Below are 14,956 nucleotides of genomic sequence, written 5' to 3'. Positions count from 1 at the left end.
GATCCTGTCGGATGCAGGGCCTGAGTTTACGCTTGCCGGACGATATCGACCGAGATCTCCACGGCCGGCAGCGTTCCCCTGTTCTCCAGCCAGTGCGTCGTGTTCCTGTCCTCGGGCCAGCCCACTCCCGGCCCATAGTCCGTTGCGACGCCATTCCGGTGATCCGTGATGGTTCCTTGCAGAATGTAGACGGTGCCTGGTCTGTCCTTATGGTCATGGATCGGGCCGAAGACGCCTCCAGGCTCGATGGTCACCATCCGCATCCGAAGCTGGCGCCCTGCCATGCCCTCGATCTCGGGGCCCAGATCCACCGTCGCGAGCAGCTGCACCGTGACACCCCTGGTCTCAGGCACCACCTGTCCGTTGCTCATCGCGCTCTCCTTTCGAAGGGGTTGCCTGCTGGTGCCTGGGGCTCCGCGAGGCCAGCACCGCGAGGGTGCCGTTGAGGATGAACACATAGGCTACGAAAGCGACATTTTCAAAATGGTAGGTTTGAACCGACAGGAAGCTTATTCCGAATCCGAATGCACTGACAGCATAGGCAATCCAGCTCTCGGAATGAGGGTGCCGATACGACTTGATGAGGGTCGGGATGCTCGCCAGCACATCGGCCAGCAGCGAGAACAGCAGAGCCAGGTTGGGCCTGTCGGTCATGGCCCAGAGAATGAGGCCCAGGATGGCCGCTGCCATCAGGTAGTAGTCGCGCGGCTCGCTTTTCCAATAGGCATTCTTGTTGAAGAACGATGCGGCGAAGACAAGCAGCGGCGTGAAGCCGGCGGCAAACGACGCCCACGAGGCCCCCTCGACGCCCTGTGCCCTTTGCGCCACGAAGATGACCATCGGGAAGATTCCCCAAAGCAGCCACGTGATGCGGTTGGGCTGGGCCTTGCCGGCGATGGTTTCGTATAGGTAATAGAAGCCCCCGAGCGAGCCGATGACGGCGCCGATCATCGCGAAGTGGTCGGGAAGCATGGCGGCCTGACGAAGGAAGCTCACGGGACCAGCCTGCGCCGAGGCGCTGAACGAAGCCGAGGAAGCGAGATGATGAGAGCGTGGATAACCATGCCGTCGGGGGCCGAGCGGGTGGGGGGTCAGGCCGCAAGACGGTGGCGCTGGAGGTGCAAGAGGGCACGTCAGGTCATTCGTATTGAAAGGCGACAGGTCATTTTGATCAAGGGATGTTAACCCCCTTTTCCATTGGGTATTTGGGATGACCTGTATTCAAACACTTACCTGGGATAAAGGAACGGCACGGAGCTTGCTCCTTTTCTGAGGCCGTTTGCGGCGCCGTAGGTTTCCGGCTCTAGGACCATCAGGCCGACAGTCACCTTGAGAGCCTATTGATCCTGCTGAAATCGTGGAGTGGGAGCCTGCCATGACCACCAAGGTACGGGGGGAAAAGGGGTCATGGCTCAACCGGGCGATCCTGATCGCCTTTGTCGTCCTGCTGGGAATCTTGCTGCGGATCGAAACCCGGCCTCGCGAAAATCAGCCCGCAAGTCATGAATCCTTCATTGCTCAAATCGCCTACCGACGATAGCCCCTGACCATCAACCTGGATCCAAGCGTGGGTGGAAGGGTGGTGTCCCTGTTCCGGTGAGGGCTTTCCCATGACCGGCCCTGCAAGCCCCGAGGCCATGAGCGGAGCCGAGGACGCAAGAAGAAGAGAAAGAGTGGAAGGCAATGGAGGCGGGATCCGAGCTGAGCGGAGGGTTAGGCGACCCAGGCAGAAACATGATTTATGGTTTTGGAGTCACACTCAGGATGGTCAAACCAATTTCACCCTCCGTTTTCAGAAAGGGACTTGAATCTTTGCCTTGCGGCGCGTGACTGGGATCAGGCTGTCTCGCCGAAAAATAAATTTCAACGTCCCATGGGCCCGGTTCTGTCGCGTCGTTTGGTCTGAATTCAAGTTTATAAATGGAACGCCCAATCAAACGCCACATGTGGCCGTTGGATTCGATCAATTCGCTTTTTGAAATTCGGCCATCAAGGCCGACTGAAATCTTTACTCTCGCATATCCCAACGTAAATGCACTCTGTTGGCTGAATGTATTTACAGCGATTGGGTCGTTCGGATGAGTATAGGAATCTCTAAAAAAATAGATCATAGATTCTGGCTTAATACTCAATGATGATGCGCTCGAAGAAGGTATTGGCGGGGTTCGAGGTTGGGTTGTCAATGGCTGGCCACAATGAAATAGAGCGAGAGAAATTCCAAAAACCACGAAGACTCTGTACTGCTGCATGGGAGACTCCTAACGAAGGGGCAGGGACAGTATCTGAACAACAAGGGCTAGGTTGACGGCAGTACGACTGATCATGGGAATGCCTAACGATGAAGCTAACCGGCCCCGCCTGCACCGAGGCGATGAACGAAGCCGAGGAAGCAGAGAGATGAGAGAGAGCAGAAGGCAAAGCAGGCGGGGTCCGAGTTGAGCGCAAGGTTAGGCGCCTCTGGTAAAGGCCTACTTGGTATTAGGGATGGCGATGATTTTTGCCTTCGGTTGCCCATCTATTTCAGTGCCAACGAGAATGTTTGGTTTGCCGTCCTGGGTAAGCCCGTTCTGTCGGGCGTACAACACAATTCGACCGTCATCGAAGGTGGTTGTCAGAGCGTGAAATCTCACAGAGCTGGAACGAACCACCTGATTCGCCGAATCGTAAATGGTGTAAGTAGCTGGAAGGCCGAGGAGGACGCGAAGGCCTGGAGCCTCTAGTGGAGCGGCTTTAAGCGGAATATCGAGGGCAAGCCCCTCCGACTGGCCCGAAAGCAGAACGACCTCATGGGTACTGACAGACTCACCAAGAATCCGTTCTTTCAGGTCATCCGATTTGCCAATCTTTTCGGGAATGCCCAGAACAGTGGCTCCGATCTTGAATTCAATCCGGTACCCCGGAGGCAGCCCCTGGTCCTTGACCTTAATGCGAACAACCTGAGCCGCGAGAGAACTCGAAACGGCAAGAAGGACGACCGGGATGAGTATGTGCATTGCAGTGCCCCTTTCTGGTTGGTTTTGATGAATGTTGGCTGCTGTGGTTCCTAGTCGATGGCGCCTAACGAATGAAGCTAAGCGGCCGCGCCTGCGCCGAGGCGATGAGCAGAGCCGAGATAGCGAAATGATGAGAGAGAGCGGAAGGCAATGCAGGCGGGGTCCGACTTGAGCGAGGGGTTAGGCGCGCCCGGGGGAGAGAGGTTTCGATTTATCGACCAATAGTGCCAGGAACAAGATGCCGAGGATTGGAATGAAGATCAGAACCACCCACGCCAGGTTTCGGTTCTTCGCCTTCAGGTAATAACCAAGCCCGAAAAGTAACAGGATTGTCCCGATGAGAATGGCCAACACACCGACTGGAAAGAAATCAACAGCCAGAAACAACCCGCCGTACTGCAGGACCAAACCTGGAACACCAAGCTGAAGGCTTTTCTTGTTGAGCGTGGCGATCATGGCTTGCTCCGTGGAACTGTGAGCGCCTAACGAATGAAGCTCACCGGCACCGCCTGCACCGAGGCGCTGAACGGAGCCGAGGAAGCGAGAAGTTGAGAGAGAACGAAAGGCAATGCAGGCGGGGTCCGAGTGCAGCGGAGGGTTAGGCCGCCGATTGAATTCATGGAAATTTCTTTCTTGCTGCCGAGAAGTCAGGATCGTAGATATGGTTGGCCTGTTGATGGTCGGAGCCATTCTCAATACTGATTCCTTTGCCCAACCGAATTCGTATGTGTTGATGGTTGCCGTCGAAATCATAAGTCTTACCATTTATATACAATCGATTGTTGCCTGCACCCTTATCAGTGACTAGAAATGTCTCTGCCGAATCTGAAATGAATATCCTTTCGAACCCCGGATCTAGGAATCCACCGCCTAACGTGTTGTAGCCTTGCCAGTCGATGTTCACTGGATTGGAATTCGGGACAATTTCGACCACTGTCAAATTGCGAATGCCAATCGTAAGCGAAGCAGAGATCGATCCAGATTTGTGCTCTTGGAGCTTTGGTGAACAACTGGCCAGACCTAGCACGCAGGCAAGCGCAATGAGTCTTGTGAGTAGCCGTGGGCGGGGAGTGTGAGTCATTTGCAGCGGCCTAACGAAAGCAGCTAAGCGGCCCAACCTGCAGCCGAAAAGCTAAACAGAGACGAGAAAGGCGGAAACAAGAGAGAGGATACCAGGCCGTGCAGGTTGGGTCCGACTTGAGCGGAGGGTTAGGCGAAATGGGTGCAAACTTTGCAATTAAACCCTAGTTGATTCGCAACTCAGCGAGAATAACTTTGGCCCTTGCCTGTGCTTTTTCGATCTGATTTGAATTCATTTTTGCAGCCAAGGCATCTCGTTCTTGGTCAAAGGATACTGTTTCGCTCTTGCTCTGCGTGGCCGCAAGATTCAACCACGCATGGGCTTCGATGAAGTTTTGAGGAACCCCCTCACCTTCCAAATACATCCTTGCGAGCTTTGCCATAGCCACAGAATTTCCTTTGGAAGAGGCTTTTCTGTACCACTTGATTGCTTGAACAAACTCGATGTTGGTCCCCCAACCCTCTCGGTAGCAGTCGGCTAGCAAAATCATGGCGCCAACATCTCCGTGAGTAGCTGCCTTTTTGAACCAATAAACCCCTTTTGAACGATCGTGGGGCAAGCCACTATTCTCGCTACCTGTTCCATATGCATATTCATTGGCTAAAAAGTATTGAGCATCTGGATCACCACTCTCAGCAGAGGATTTTATAAGTTCCCAACCACGAACAATATCACGCGTAATCCCTGGATAAATTCGACTGCCTTCGAGATAAATTGTTCCAACGATAAACTGGGCTGATGGATTCTTCTTATTGAGAAGTGGGCGTAGGACCAAAATGGCAGATTGTCCATCTCGTTGTCTTTCAAAAGCTTTTCCTCGTCTCAACAACTCTTGGTCGCTTTGGGCCATGAGCACGCATGAAACCAGGATTGGTAGGAATACTCTGATTAAATTCATATCGGTTCCTGATGAGAGAAGCATATTTTTGGACTGAGCCTACATGTCTGGATTTCGCCTAACGAACAAAGGTAACCGGCCCAACCGCAGCCGGATGATGAGTGGAGAGCGGAAATCAGAATGAACGGAGGAGAACGGAAGGCAAGAGCGGTTGGGTCCGAGTTGAGCTAACGGTTAGGCCGAGACGCTGGTTCTGCCGACGAATGAACCAGGGCGACGGAAGAATTGAGCGACTTTGGAAAGAACGAAACAAGCTGCGAATTGATTGGAAATGCGGAATGCCAGAAACAGAGCGAATCAACCTGCTTTCGAGGCCTAACGAATGGAGCTAACCGGCCACGCCTGCACCGAGACGCTGAGCGGAGCCGAGGAAGCGAAATGATGAGAGAGAGCGGAAGGCAATGCAGGCGGGGTCCGAGTTGAGCTGAAGGTTAGGCCGAGACGCCAGTTCTGACGGGACATGAACCGAGGTGCTGGGAAAACCGAGCGGAGATTGGAAAGAGCGTGAAATGGCTTGTCACCATGAACGCATGCCCGCCGCGAAACCCAAAGCAGAACGGTCGAACAGGCGAATTGGCCGGCTGAACGGAATGCAGCCAGGCCGGCCTTTCGAGGCCTAACGAATGAAGCTAACCGGCCCCGCCTGCACCGAGGCGACGAACGGAGCCGAGGAAGCGGGATGTTGAGAGAGAGCGGAAGGCAATGCAGGCGGGGTCCGAGTTGAGCGGAGGGTTAGGCTTGGGGCGAGGCTTCGGATAAGGGGGCGCCGAAGAAATAAGGGCCATCGGGCATTTTGCGAAGGTAGAGCCAATAGAGTATTGGCATGATAATTGGCCCAATCATGAACGAACCGATGGCCCAGATCACTTTCGCTTCAGTGCTCAAAGTGATTCCTTTGAGCAGCCAAATAACGAAGAAGGCCATCAGTAAGAACATGAGAAACATTACGAAAATGTGAAAGATGAAGATGACAGCGAACCAAATGGGCATCCCATGACCATTCTCTTTCGGAGCATTCGTGATCATCAGAATCATGAATGCCATGAAGAACAGCATGTAGATGCCGGGGACATGGCATAACACGCCGACAGTGTTGCGGACCCAAGGTTTCATGGTGACTCCAGATGAGCCTAACGAAAGAAGCTAACCGGCCCCGCCTGCACCGAGGCGCTGAACGGAGCCGAGGAAGCGAGTGGATGAGAGAGAGCGGGAGACAATGCGGGCTGGGTCCGCGTTGAGCGACCGGTTAGGCCGTGCGCCGGTGTTGGATGAACCGAGGCCAAGAGACGGGAACGTTAGGCGGAGGTGGGCGGGCAAGGCCACAACGCCGGAGCCACCGGCCCAAGCGCTAAGAATGGAAAAGAGCGGAAGAACGGAAAGCCAGGGCCAGCGGGAAGTGACGGAGATGGAGTAATCCACTTTAGCGCGACGGGACCTCGGGGAAGTCAGACCAGAAGCGTTGTGCCGAGCCCGCCCACGTCGGCCTAACGAATGAAGCTAAGCGGCACCGCCTGCACCGAGACGATGAGCGGAGCCGGGATAGCGGAATGTTGGGAGAGAGCGAGAGGCAATGCAGGCGGGGTCCGAGTTGAGCGAGAGGTTAGGCCGTACGCCGATTGCTGGGTGAACCGAGCCCACGAGACGGGCACGTTAGGCGGAGGTGGGCGGGAAGGCCACAACGCCGGATCTTACGGCCCGAGCGCTACAACTTTGGAAAGAGCGAACAGCTGGTTAAGCCAGGTTTGACAGGGGCAAAGCGGAAGATGGAATGACACACGATAGCGCGACGGGATGCTGAGGAGGCAGACCAGAAAGCGTTGTGCCGAGCCCGCCCACGTCGGCCTAACGAATGAGCTAACCGGCCCCGCCTGCACCGAGGCGACGAACGGAGCCGAGGAAGCGAAACGATGAGAGAGAGTGGAAGGCAATGCAGGCGGGGTCCGAGTTGAGCTAGGGGTTAGGACGATGTGACGGAGGGTCACTTTTATAGCTGCAGTTCTAGAGATTATGGCCGTACCTCTTGAGAAAGGGCATCTTTCAATTTGGATTCAATTGAATGCAACCGATATCTTGTAATAAGATTAATTCGATCAATATTATTATTAACTCCGGACAAATAGCGGTTTTGAATCTCCAGCCCGTACCTAGCACTAGCTAGTTCTTCCAATAATTCTACCCCGCTAATTTTTCTATTCCTTTCTAGAATATAGTTATAATTAGGGAGTTGTTTTTCTAGGGTTTTAATTATATATTGTGCTTTCGCTTCATAGTATTCATTAAGAAATTTGGATTTTCTTTGAGGGTCATCATAGATAAAACTTGGGAACGTATCGCCATTATCTGTATCTTTAATGGCTTGCCTCATTTTCATCAATAGAGGCTCGTTGGTTTTATATTTAATTTGAATTTGTGATTCAAGTTCTTTCAGCCCATTGCAATTCTCAGTAATCCCCCGTTCGATATCTTTTCCTCTTTCTTCGTCATATGCATCTTCTCCGAGCCAATGTTGGCAGATTCTATATCGATCGATGAAAACGGCAATATCGGATGGAAAAACTTCATTTAACCGTTGTGTGAATAATTCCGCGTCAGAAACTGAACGATCATACGTCTTGTAGATTGATTTGCAGCCCAAGAAGAGTAGAGACATTGAAGTAAAAATAATCAACAGAATGTATTTTGAGGAATTCGTTCTCATGGGAGTTCCTGCGAGAGTCCTAACGTGAAGCTAACCGGCCGCCGGAGGCCGAAGGCCGGAGGGAACCCAACAGCGCAGCTGTTGGGCGGTCCGTGTTGAGCGTAGGGTTAGGTGCGTCGTTACCCATCAACAGAAACTTTCGTTGCATTCATTCCGGAGAATGCCACGGAGAATAGGTGGTTTTCGTCAGTCTTGGACTCGAAGGACATTTCCCAATCGGCATTGTCAAATGCCACGCAGGGAATTGAAAAGCTTGTCAGAGTGAACTCAACGTCAAATGGATTAGATAGAGGCTGGTGGGTCCATTTTTCGAACAAGGGACGTAATACGTATTCAGCGGCAGCGGCAATCTCGATGAACCGACTTTCGACGTTTTCGAAAAATTGTCGCTGCAATGTGTTTGGCGGCTGCTCCGGAGCGGGAGCATCGATGAAAAGCTCAATCTCACGACCGGTCGGAGCGAATGAGCGCTTGGCCTCCCAATAGGATGCATTTGCAGTGTGCACCTTCATGTAGGTGATTCGCCCAAAGAATGAGTCGTCCACTTGTAGCGGACGGAACTTCTTAAGCAGCCCAGAGAGCAATCCCATGCAAGCACCTAACGAAGGGAGCTAACCGGCCCCGCCTGCACCGAGACGATGAACGAAGCCGAGGAAGCGAAATGATGAGAGAGAGCGGAAGACAATGCAGGCGGGGTCCGAGTTGAGCTGAAGGTTAGGCCGAGACGCCAGGTTTGCCGGGGCATGGACCGAGACGACGAGGAAACCGAGCGGACGATTGAAAGAACGAACGAACAGCGAGACGAACGGGATATTCGAAGTGCCTGACAGTTAGATGCGATGCGGCTTTTCGAGGCCTAACGAAGGAAGCTAACCGGCCCCGCCTGCACCGAGGCGTTGAACAAAGCCGAGGAAGCGGAACGAAGAGAAAGAGCGGAAGACACTGCAGGCGGGGTCCGAGTTGAGCGGAGGGTTAGGTGCGCGATGGACAGCTTAGCCTTCCGGATCTGGCCGGCTATCTTCAGCCTCTTTGTCAGAGACAAGACGATGAATAGGAAGTTCAATCCAACCGTCTTTGAACAGCAGGCCAATATTCCAGAGGAAGCAGGAACAGTCGCCTTCAATATTGGCAGGCTTCCAAATTTCGAGAATGGTCGGCCCGACTTTGATCTTCGCTTTGGCCAGAATCTCTGCCTGCTGTTTCTTTGTTAGCTTGAGCTTCATCCCCGGTTCGAAGTGCTTACGAAGAATGGCCATTTGTGATTGTGTTAGTCGGATCTCAATCACTGGTTCATCTGCAAGCCTGCCGTCCTTGAATTTGAAGCCATCAGCAAACAGGCCAACGGCTGACGAAAGGAGGAAGCAGGCGGCGAGTCGGAGCAAACGATGTTTCACGTAGCACCTAACGAATGAAGCTAACCGGCCCAACCGCGACCGGACGATGGAAGGGGAACGGAAATCCCAGCGCACATGGGAGAGCGGAGGGCACGTGCGGTTGGGTCCGAGTTGAGCGAGAGGTTAGGCCCTTACCCATTGTCGATGTTCTTTGTGCCACTTGCGACGACGTTGCACTTAAGGCGGCCGTCGCTTTTATCAAGATTGTTCTTCCATTGAAGAGGGCGAAGATTGGAAACGTCGTCGGAACCCCCAGGTGAAACGTGGTCAATTTCCCATCCGTACTGTGAATCACGGTTGCCGTAATGCTTTCTATATATCCAGGCTCCACACTGATCCTTCCGCCATTCATTGGGATCATTGTTTGCGACCTTCTCGCCCTTCTCCCAGACTTGCTGGACCTTTTCTTCGCTGAATGCCATATGGGCTCCTGTGGTTATGCGGCCTAACGAATGAAGCTAACCGGCCCCGCCTGCGCCGAGGCGCTGAACGGAGCCGAGGAAGCGGAATGTTGAGAGAGAGCGGAAGGCAATGCAGGCGGGGTCCGAGTTGAGCGGAGGGTTAGGCGTGTAGAGCAACTGGTTGGATTTCAAAAGCTTCGTCATACAACTCTGTGCATGGGAAGAAGAATCTGGCAATCGAATGCATGTGTTCAATTGAGAAAGAGCCATCGAGGCGGAAGTGCTTTTGGTAGTTGGTGCCCTTTATCTTCCTTGAATCGAGCAGAAGCACATCTAGGTCGGGCTCTGAAAACGAAATGGTCGCTCCATCAAGGTGATAGATCTCGTGGTTGAACGCGGGAGACAGGGCATGGAGGTAATAAGCATAGGTCTGCCCAGGAGTGTAGTGCCATGCCTGCAGCTGGACTAAATCTCCGCGAGCATCTTGAGTACGGTCTAGGTGCAATAGCAATGTTTTGTAGTGCTTATTGAACGCCTGATTAGGGAAATAAAATTTTGATTTTACGTGACCAGACGCTAGAGCGATTTCCACAGCGCGTCGAAATGGAACACCGAACATAGGTGCAGATCCGCAGATAGATGGAGCGAAACTAAGGCGCAGAGACGCCTGCCGCCAAAGATCTGAGTGATCGACAAGGTAATCAGTTACTTGGTCGCCTTCAGGTACGGGGAAAACCGGAAGGTTATTTTGGGATGGTAACAACAATTCATACCGGTCTTGTGTGATCTGAATCTGGATCTTGGAACATGGCACGAGGCCATCTATTGTGCTTTCTCGAAGCAGAAATGAGGAAAAGCTATCCTCGTTTGCGAGGAAGGCCCGCATAGATCCAGGTTTGAGTGGTTGTCTGAGCATTGGCGATTTTGAGTGTTTCCGAACCGGATGGAGTAACGCCTAACGAATGAAGCTAACCGGCCCCGCCTGCACCGAGGCGACGAACGGAGCCGAGAAAGCGAGTAGCTGAGAGAGAGCAGAAGGCAATGCAGGTGGGGTCCGAGTTGAGCGGAGGGTTAGGCGTGGAGCGTTACCCTAATGAAGTCGAAGAAGTGACTGAATTGTGGCCGAAATAATCTGTTGTGAAGTTGGTTGAAGCTTAATGGATACAGAGTACTCATTGGATGGTGTGGCCAATTTAAAGTTATATAGATTGGCTGAGAAAGTTTTTAGATGTGCTTGATCGACTTTCCATCGAACAAGGGAATATCCATTCTGAGTCAGGACTTCAAGTTTTTCAGGCGCCGAGCCCTCAAACGCCACACGGCATGGAGTGTTATCTGGAATGGGCGAAAGTCTGAAATCAACAAAGAGTTCGTCTCCGAACTTCTTGCACTCAACAGAGGTCGACATACCCGCAGGATTGCGAACGGTGTGGACTAAAGGCCCGCAAGCGAGCATGAAGGGAAGGATGGCTATGAAAAGGCGTTGGATGGTTTTTGGCATGAGGAACGCCTAACGATGAAGCTAACCGGCCCCGCCTGCACCGAGGCGCTGAGCGGAGCCGAGGAAGCGGGAAGCTAAGAGAGAGCGGATGGCAATGCAGGCGGGGTCCGAGTTGAGCTGAGGGTTAGGCCGACTGTAGATCAAGGTCAACCTCCGACCGGATTGCCGACACCCGTGGATTTGAACCATTCTGCAAGCCGGTCAGCGTGCTTACCTGCCGCTAAACGAATGGATTTGCCGTTGTTCATGTCATTCAATGTTAATGCTCGCCCAATCCATTCGAGCACAACAGCGGATTTGGGTTTCACAAGCCTCTGAGTGATGCCGAGGGGAATGGGGATGCCATTGATATTCAGCCAGGTGGTTGGGACTTTATGAAAGACGATAGATTCACCCTCGAGGCTTACTTTCCTTGGGAATGTTCTGATGGCATATTTCGCGACTGCCAGATAAATACAGCAGCTGATTATGCCGGTAATGATGTAGAGAAAGTTGCGCTCCTGAAAGGACTCAACGACTGAGGCAATCAGTACCCAAATTGCCCCAACCTGAAAGAACCGTTTCAGGAAAAGTAAGAACCCCGAGACCTCAATGATGAACTCGGAGTCAGCGATCGTGGTTGTCTGGGCTTCGGAAGTCATCAGAGGCCTAACGAATGAAGCTAACCGGCCCCGCCTGCACCGAGGCGCTGAACGGAGCCGAGGAAGCGGGGCGTTGAGAGAGAGCGGAGGGCAATGCAGGTGGGGTCCGAGTTGAGCGGAAGGTTAGGCATCGCTGCCAGGGATGCCTAGGTGTGTAGCCTTGGTGAAGAAAGTCATGATAGTTCCGATAGCGATGAAGAACAGTGAACCGAGGAAAACCCACAGGCCATTCATCAAGGTGAGGTTTTGCTCTCTGCTGAGCCTGATCATCCAGTAGACGAGTATCCATAGCCCACCGCTCAGGAAGAGGACTCCAAGAGATCGGTATATGAATGCGAACATCAAGATGCCTAACGAATGAAGCTAACCGGCCCCGCCTGCACCGAGGCGATGAACGGAGCCGAGGAAGCGAGACGAAGAGAAAGAGCGGAAGGCAATGCAGGCGGGGTCCGAGTTGAGCGGAGGGTTAGGCACCCCTCGAACATGAAGCCCACCCGAGCTGCCGAGACGCTGAGATGAGAACGGACGAAGGGAATGCTGACCGAACAAGGACAGGCATTCACACGACCGAGCCCAAAGGCAAAGAACTGAGGCGGATTGCGCCAAAGATGGAGCGAGTTGAGGAACGGCGGAGCCAGGATGCCACGGGAAACCGTTGGATTCACCACAAGGCCCGCAGGAGAGTGGTGCCGGTGCATAGCAGCGCAAGCCCGCCATTCAGGAGCAGACGGAGCCACCAGACCCAAGTGATTCACGACCAGCGAAGCCAGGACACTGAACCCGAAATCCGATTGAGAAGGACCAAACCCAAAAGACGAAGGGGAAGAGCCGGGTGTGCCTAACGAAGGAAGCTAACCGGCCCAACCGCAACCGGACGATGGATGGAGAACGGAAATCGGAAGGATCGCAGGAGAGCGGGAGGCAAGGGCGGTTGGGTCCGGGTTGAGCGAAGGGTTAGGCCGGATAACGGATGCTAGTATTCAGCGTGGCGAATGGCTGGGTATTTGCGACCCAGATCAATACGTATGATGGTTTTGCCCTGTTTTGGAATATCAATCTGAAGGAAGGTTGGGTGCTGCTTGCCGATGGAAATAATCCCCGGGGGCTCAGTGAATTCGACCTTGTGAGGACCTGGTTCGAGGTAGGCGGTTGCCGATTCCCAGATCTGGATATCAGCGAAGCGGACTGAATCTATCGCTACAGGAAGTGCGAAATCAGCACCGTAGTATCCGGCGTCTCGAATGATGATGAGTTCTGAACGTGAATTTTTAGGGGCAAAGGTATTGGAATTGAATAATCGATCAGGCGGAGTGCGATTGCACTTCTCAAGTTTGATGTGGGTAGGGAATAGGGGGATGTGGCATCCAGTCAACCATGGAATGCACAGTAAGAGGAGGATGATGGATTCTCGTCGCATATACGGCCTAACTAGACTTGGACGGCGAGGACGAAGATGTTCGTAATCCGCCTAATCCGGTTTGAGAGGGATGTAATTGCTGATTTTACCGTGGGGCTATAGATCAGCGCAATTTGAATGGGCAGACCGGAAAACCACGGATGAAGCGGGTTTTGGAGCAACTGGAGCCTATTGATTCGATGCAGGCCTAAATTTTAGAGCGTACTCCGCTGGTTGGGCGGCCTAACGAATGAAGCTAACCGGCCCCGCCTGCACCGAGACGCTGAACGAAGCCGAGGTAGCGAGAAGTTGAGAGAGAGCGGAAGGCAATGCAGGCGGGGTCCGAGTTGAGCTAAGGGTTAGACCGCATGGTTACTGACCATCAGAGCTTATAGGTCTCGAGAAACTTACCTACGAGGTTTCCGTCTTCGGTGCCATCAGGTTTGGAGATAGTCCAATCCCAGATTTCTGCCTCTGCGATTGAAAATCTCTGACCTGCTTTGTACCCAGACACGGTAGAGATTTCGTTCGCGATCAGGCCAGTGATGATGCCGTTCTCGATTTTCTGAACTTCCACGAAAGTGATCTCACGTTTCCCTCGCATGTCAGCCAGTTCGACGGTCACAAAAAAAACATGCTTGGGTGGAAGCCCTTTGAGGTAATTCGCCTTGGCCGTTGGCCATGTCTTTCTGGCTTGAGCCACATAAGGCGCCACCGCCTTCAATAGTCTCTGATGCTGGTCCCCAGTGAACCCGACAGGCTTATCTTCTGGGGCGTTTGGCGCAAGTGTCGACTGGGTGTAAGCGACTGAGGAACAAGCCAAGGCGAGGGCAATTAGGAACACTCTAAGCATGCTTTGACTCCTTGGATGCGGCCTAACGAATGAAGCTAACCGGACCCGCCTGCGCCGAGGCGCTGAACGGAGCCGAGGAAGCGGGAAGCTGAGAGAGAACGGGAGGCAATGCAGGCGGGGTCCGAGTTGAGCGGAGGGTTAGGCGCAATGGATGTGCGCGAAGAATATGCTCATTGAACATGAAGGACACCGTGAGTTTTGCACTCCTGGAGACGGTCATCTACCCAAGCCTGGGAAACAAGGTAGGTGCTGCCGTTGATGTCATCGTCAGTTGGGACCACACCTGTATCTAGGTTTACGCAGTATTTCGATTTAAGAGCGAGGAGGTCTTCGTCATCAGCATTGAGAGGGTGGTACAGGACTAGAATTCGGCGGCGGTTTTTCCACCAAACGAACTGCAGCCCGTCTTGCCCACCAATTACGCGGCTCACAAGAAACACCTCTTTGCCTGGCGAGTAGTCGGGTTCTGCCTTGGCCGCGCGAGCCAAGAGCTTCTTGACCTCACTCCAGTCGCGGTGAGACTTCGCTGGAATTCCCGGCCCATCAGAAATCTTCTTATCACCCGCCGATGCAGTGACACAGATCAATGCGATGGAGATGAAGGGCTGGAGTTTCATGGTGTGACCAGTTTCCCCGCGGATGGAATGCGCCTAACGAATGGAGCTAACCGGCCACGCCTGCACCGAGGCGGTGAGCGAAGCCGAGGAAGCAGGAAGATGAGAGAGAACGGAAGGCAATGCAGGCGGGGTCCGAGTTGAGCTGAAGGTTAGGCCGAGACGTCAGCTCTGACGGAACATGAACCGAGGCGCTGGGAAAAGCGAGCAGATTGGAAAGAGCACCGTGAGGCTTGCCACCATGAAGGCACGCCCGCCATGAGAACCCAAGCAGAACGGCCGAACAGGCGAATTGACAGGCCGAACGGGATTCAGACGAGCCCGCTGTTCGAAGCCTAACGAATGATGACGTCCTCCCGGAAAACTAGACCAAGGATAATGTGAGTCCTCCCCCTCTGGAGGGCCCCTTGAGAAAGAGCAGATACACCGAGGAGCAGATCATCTTGGCCTTGAAAGAGCACGAGGCCGGCAGGACGACGGCACAGA

Annotated in this window: 18 protein-coding genes; 2 read left to right on the top strand and 16 right to left on the bottom strand. The window is 53.4% G+C overall.

The annotated features are described in order from the left end of the window. Positions 1-26: 26 nt before the first annotated feature. The gene (locus tag QSJ30_RS07875) at positions 27-371 is read right to left on the bottom strand and encodes a cupin domain-containing protein (RefSeq protein WP_285608105.1); all 345 of its coding nucleotides are present in this window, start codon (positions 369-371) and stop codon (positions 27-29) included. Further along, positions 346-996: a hypothetical protein gene (locus QSJ30_RS07870; protein WP_285608103.1), complete on the bottom strand. Its 651-nt coding sequence runs from the start codon at positions 994-996 to the stop codon at positions 346-348. Before QSJ30_RS07870 ends, QSJ30_RS07875 begins: the two co-directional genes overlap by 26 nt. 379 nt (positions 997-1,375) lie before the next feature. On the opposite strand from QSJ30_RS07870, the gene QSJ30_RS07865 reads away from it, so the two are divergent. Continuing rightward, positions 1,376-1,540: a hypothetical protein gene (locus QSJ30_RS07865; protein WP_285608101.1), complete on the top strand. Its 165-nt coding sequence runs from the start codon at positions 1,376-1,378 to the stop codon at positions 1,538-1,540. A gap of 199 nt (positions 1,541-1,739) precedes the next feature. On the opposite strand, the gene QSJ30_RS07860 is transcribed toward QSJ30_RS07865, so the two are convergent. From QSJ30_RS07860 to QSJ30_RS07805, 12 genes are all read right to left on the bottom strand, one after another. Continuing rightward, positions 1,740-2,249: a hypothetical protein gene (locus QSJ30_RS07860; RefSeq protein ID WP_285608099.1), complete on the bottom strand. Its 510-nt coding sequence runs from the start codon at positions 2,247-2,249 to the stop codon at positions 1,740-1,742. A 219-nt stretch (positions 2,250-2,468) separates the two neighbouring features. Next, positions 2,469-2,993 carry a hypothetical protein gene (locus QSJ30_RS07855; RefSeq protein WP_285608097.1) on the bottom strand — a complete coding sequence of 175 codons (525 nt, stop codon included), beginning with the start codon at positions 2,991-2,993 and terminating at the stop codon, positions 2,469-2,471. Positions 2,994-3,173: 180 nt separating this feature from the next. After that, complete coding sequence (locus tag QSJ30_RS07850; RefSeq protein WP_285608095.1) at positions 3,174-3,449, bottom strand: hypothetical protein; 276 nt, start codon at positions 3,447-3,449, stop codon at positions 3,174-3,176. 160 nt (positions 3,450-3,609) lie between these two features. Further along, on the bottom strand, positions 3,610-4,074 hold the full coding sequence (locus QSJ30_RS07845) for a hypothetical protein (RefSeq protein ID WP_285608093.1): 465 nt from the start codon (positions 4,072-4,074) through the stop codon (positions 3,610-3,612). A 163-nt stretch (positions 4,075-4,237) separates the two neighbouring features. Continuing rightward, positions 4,238-4,924 carry a tetratricopeptide repeat protein gene (locus QSJ30_RS07840; protein ID WP_285608092.1) on the bottom strand — a complete coding sequence of 229 codons (687 nt, stop codon included), beginning with the start codon at positions 4,922-4,924 and terminating at the stop codon, positions 4,238-4,240. Positions 4,925-5,704: 780 nt separating this feature from the next. Further along, a complete protein-coding gene (locus QSJ30_RS07835; protein WP_285608090.1) occupies positions 5,705-6,085 on the bottom strand; it encodes a hypothetical protein in 381 nt (126 codons plus the stop codon). An 892-nt stretch (positions 6,086-6,977) separates the two neighbouring features. Then, positions 6,978-7,670, bottom strand: coding sequence for a hypothetical protein (locus QSJ30_RS07830; RefSeq protein WP_285608089.1), 693 nt, complete (start codon positions 7,668-7,670; stop codon positions 6,978-6,980). 119 nt (positions 7,671-7,789) lie between these two features. Beyond that, positions 7,790-8,260 carry a hypothetical protein gene (locus QSJ30_RS07825; RefSeq protein WP_285608087.1) on the bottom strand — a complete coding sequence of 157 codons (471 nt, stop codon included), beginning with the start codon at positions 8,258-8,260 and terminating at the stop codon, positions 7,790-7,792. A 402-nt stretch (positions 8,261-8,662) separates the two neighbouring features. Further along, positions 8,663-9,052 (bottom strand): hypothetical protein, encoded by a 390-nt coding sequence (locus tag QSJ30_RS07820; protein WP_285608085.1) that lies wholly within the window; start codon positions 9,050-9,052, stop codon positions 8,663-8,665. Positions 9,053-9,195: 143 nt separating this feature from the next. Further along, positions 9,196-9,486, bottom strand: coding sequence for an HNH endonuclease signature motif containing protein (locus QSJ30_RS07815; protein ID WP_285608083.1), 291 nt, complete (start codon positions 9,484-9,486; stop codon positions 9,196-9,198). 139 nt (positions 9,487-9,625) lie between these two features. After that, positions 9,626-10,351: a hypothetical protein gene (locus QSJ30_RS07810; protein ID WP_285608081.1), complete on the bottom strand. Its 726-nt coding sequence runs from the start codon at positions 10,349-10,351 to the stop codon at positions 9,626-9,628. A gap of 761 nt (positions 10,352-11,112) precedes the next feature. Then, the gene (locus tag QSJ30_RS07805; protein WP_285608080.1) at positions 11,113-11,607 is read right to left on the bottom strand and encodes a hypothetical protein; all 495 of its coding nucleotides are present in this window, start codon (positions 11,605-11,607) and stop codon (positions 11,113-11,115) included. Positions 11,608-12,577: 970 nt separating this feature from the next. Here QSJ30_RS07805 and QSJ30_RS07800 point away from each other — a divergent pair. Continuing rightward, the gene (locus QSJ30_RS07800; protein WP_285608078.1) at positions 12,578-12,796 is read left to right on the top strand and encodes a hypothetical protein; all 219 of its coding nucleotides are present in this window, start codon (positions 12,578-12,580) and stop codon (positions 12,794-12,796) included. Between the two features lie 589 nt (positions 12,797-13,385). On the opposite strand, the gene QSJ30_RS07795 is transcribed toward QSJ30_RS07800, so the two are convergent. Then, positions 13,386-13,856, bottom strand: coding sequence for a DUF2314 domain-containing protein (locus tag QSJ30_RS07795; protein WP_285608076.1), 471 nt, complete (start codon positions 13,854-13,856; stop codon positions 13,386-13,388). A 170-nt stretch (positions 13,857-14,026) separates the two neighbouring features. Then, positions 14,027-14,473, bottom strand: a complete 447-nt coding sequence (locus QSJ30_RS07790; RefSeq protein ID WP_285608073.1) for a hypothetical protein — start codon at positions 14,471-14,473, stop codon at positions 14,027-14,029. Between the last annotated feature and the right edge of the window lie 483 nt (positions 14,474-14,956).

Origin of the sequence: Geothrix edaphica (assembly GCF_030268045.1) — a bacterium.
Taxonomy (GTDB): domain Bacteria; phylum Acidobacteriota; class Holophagae; order Holophagales; family Holophagaceae; genus Geothrix; species Geothrix edaphica.
This window is presented reverse-complemented; position numbering and strand designations above follow the sequence as displayed.